Source organism: Hydrocoleum sp. CS-953 (assembly GCF_002260545.1).
Classification (GTDB): Bacteria; Cyanobacteriota; Cyanobacteriia; order Cyanobacteriales; family Microcoleaceae; genus Trichodesmium.
In genome coordinates this window covers 1-3,053 of record NZ_LGSU01000418.1, presented here as the reverse complement: position 1 = coordinate 3,053, position 3,053 = coordinate 1, and the positions used below count along the sequence as shown (strand labels likewise).

1 protein-coding gene is annotated in these 3,053 nt (G+C 41.3%); it reads right to left on the bottom strand.

Annotated elements, in window-relative coordinates; all coding sequences use genetic code 11:
• Positions 1 to 1,473 precede the first annotated feature (1,473 nt).
• Positions 1,474 to 2,289, bottom strand: coding sequence for a DUF4382 domain-containing protein (locus tag AFK68_RS04090; protein ID WP_246843984.1), 816 nt, complete (start codon positions 2,287 to 2,289; stop codon positions 1,474 to 1,476).
• Positions 2,290 to 3,053: the final 764 nt, after the last annotated feature.

The window sequence follows — 3,053 nt, the reverse complement described above, 5'->3', positions numbered from 1 at the left end:
GGAGTGTGGGGAGCGTGGGGAGTGTGGGGACATGGGGTGTATTAGACCTCTCCTTTCATCCCAAATCCAATCAATTATTACCCATAAATTATCAATTACTTCTCGACTTGGACCTATTTTCTGGAGATACGCTTAGGGCTTCTATATATATAGCCTTCAAAAACTATAACGTTATAGATACATAGTGTTTAATATCATCTCCGGTGGTATCGGAGCGTGTAAAAGTTGGGGAAATATTTACCTAATTTAAGGTTTTTCCTTTTCTTCTTGCTTCTTCCTTCTTCCTTATCTCCTAGATAACTAAAGCCTTCTTCCTTCTTCCTTACCTTCTCACTTGCAATACCGATGCTACCGGACATGATATAAGACTCAAAAATGCGTAAGTCCTGGAAATTTGACATCTCCAGGGGTTGAAACACCCTGGATTCTGTGGTTAGTCCACCGCAAATGGGACGGGGCGTTTAAAGTACGGAAGTAAATTCCGCACGCAGCCCCTCATAAATCCACATTTGCTTCAAGCCTATCAACAGACTCCTATACTCCTCGACATAGACCCAAATCTAGCTGTGAGCTTACTTTTTTTGTAGCTTTCCGAGTGGTTTTACTCACGCTGGTTGGAGCAATAAATCGCTGCTCTAGCTGCCTGCTTGCTTTTCTAAGGGAATGCTGCGCAAACAGCCGTCGTAGGAAGCATCGTCCCCGTCTCCTGTCTGCCGGAATTTCACCGCACTAGCGCTCTTGTCATGGCGACAAACCTTGTTCTTACTTGCTATGGCTAGTATAGCAGAATTTTACTCCGCTTTATTACCCGCGTGTCGTTATTCAACCAGGGGATAAATCTTCCGGGAACTTTCCTCCCGCCATTTTTTAGGTTTAGCGACGGTGCGTAGCACTATCGCCACCCTTGCGACTTTATCTAAAATCTAAAAACTATTACGCAATAGTTGAATTAATTACTAACCAAAATAAGATGAAAGTCAGATAAATTAGAAGACAAAAATTATTAATCTAGATAGTTTTTGAATTTTTACCGAAAAATTAAGGTATAAAGCCTTCTATTTCAAGAGAAAAAGCGGTCGTTTTCGGAGCATGACCTTAGGATAGGATGGCGTTTTGCTTCGCAAAATATAAAGCCTTAGCGTTAGCGCAGCTCCTCTGGAAGAGGCAGCGGGTCGGTAGGAGCTGGTCTCCCCGTTCTTACAGAGCCGCTCCGCTTTTCATGTCGGGACAGCCTTTGCTTCCCACAACTTCCTTTTCATGTTCCGTAGGAAAACGCTGGACGACATATAAAGCGTTTCGGCGCTTGAGCCGACATGTTTGCGGAGCATTCCGTCAGGAAATGCGGAGCATAACCTAGGATAGCTTTGTGCCAGCAAAACGCCATATCCAATCGACCAAGAGAAAAGTGCTAGGAGATTTCCTTGTATTCAATCTGATGGTTTCAACCAGAGGTAATTATCAATTATCCATTAATTAATTAACGCTATGGCAATGACCTTCCCCCACATGACCCAAACTAGGCAAAATTGCTATAAATTTTTGGTAGTCAGTAGGAGAGAGTTGATTTTTTAATTTAGCCATATCCACCTCAACTTTTCCTGCTGTGGCGATCGCTGCGAGAGGAGTAAAACCTAATGCTCCTGTATTAATTTCGTCATCTGGAGTGGCACCATTATCACCAAAAATATGGTCAAAATGGAAAGTAGCTTCTAATTCAGCAGTATTTCCAGCTTGAAGAATACCTTTACGCTCATCCCCGACAAAATCTCCACAGGTAAATTCTAGTTCCTGGTCAATTTTTAGAGTAAAGGGTATACTCTGACCATCTTTAGTAGCTGTGCCACTCATTAATAAAGAATAACCTTTTGCTGGACCTTCAGTTGCTTTGGGCATTTTCCAAGAGATAGCATTGTAGCGACCCGGAGGTGCAGATATTTCACTCACTAAAATAGTTTCTGCTGTTTCATTTCCTTCTGCCAAATCTACTATTTTGCTTTGAGCAAGAATAACTTTTTCTTTTGCTTCTGGTTTTCCTCCTGTTTCAGCTTTGTAGGGTGGATCTGTTTGATAGGCAGTAACTTCAACTAGGTTGACGTAGAGTTGGTCAAATGTTATTTTCCATCCATCTTTACTAATAAAACCTTTCCTCACAAAGTCTTCTCCATTAGCACGGAGCTTAAGAGTGCCTGGAGTTTTGTCATTTGTCTGAACTTGGTTGGCCTGATTTTGAGTCGTCTGGTTTTGACAACTACTTATTAGAGCAGTAGGAGTAACAAAAGCTAGAGTCAATAGCGTTAACAGTAGTTTTCTGATCTTCATTTTCATTACTTTGATAGTGGCAAAGGTTAGGATGTTCAGAGTAAGTAATTATACATACTACTAACCATATATCTAACGTAATTATCTAGATTATCTAGATATATTTTAGTTGGCCTTCTTGACTCATATATCCTTATGTATCCAGGAAACTACTTTCGAGCAAAATTAACAATCTCTAGGGGGGGCATCCCAATCAATTAATGAAAGGGGTAGGACTAAGGAAGACAACCTGATCAGGAGGACAAAGAAGATAATACAAAGGAAAAATCCTCTTTTGAGCAATTTCATATTTGTAAGTGAACTTTCATTGTCAGATTTTCCTCCCTTATCTACTTTCCGTCTTTGTCCTCCAAGTCTACTCAATACCAAAATTTTATAGCCCTAGGCACCAAGGTTAAGACATTCTTCTTTATAGAAGCCCTAAGCGTATCTTGGGCTTTGTTGCGAGTTTTTGGCTCAGGAGTCAGTCCTCAGGAGTCAGAAGTCAGGAGATTAAGAAATACTCAGAGGGGAAAAAGGTAGAAAAATGCCCCCACCTTCCCACACTCCGCACCCCCATCATGTATAAAAAAATAAATACCTTCAGGGGTTCTATAGAAGCCCTAAGCGTATCTCCGCAAAGGTAAGGGTTTTTGCCAAAGGAGTCAGGAGATGGAGAATTCTAGAATAGAGGAAAAAGGTAGAATTTTTTTGACTTACTTCATCATCTCCCCCACTCCCCCACTCCCCTACTC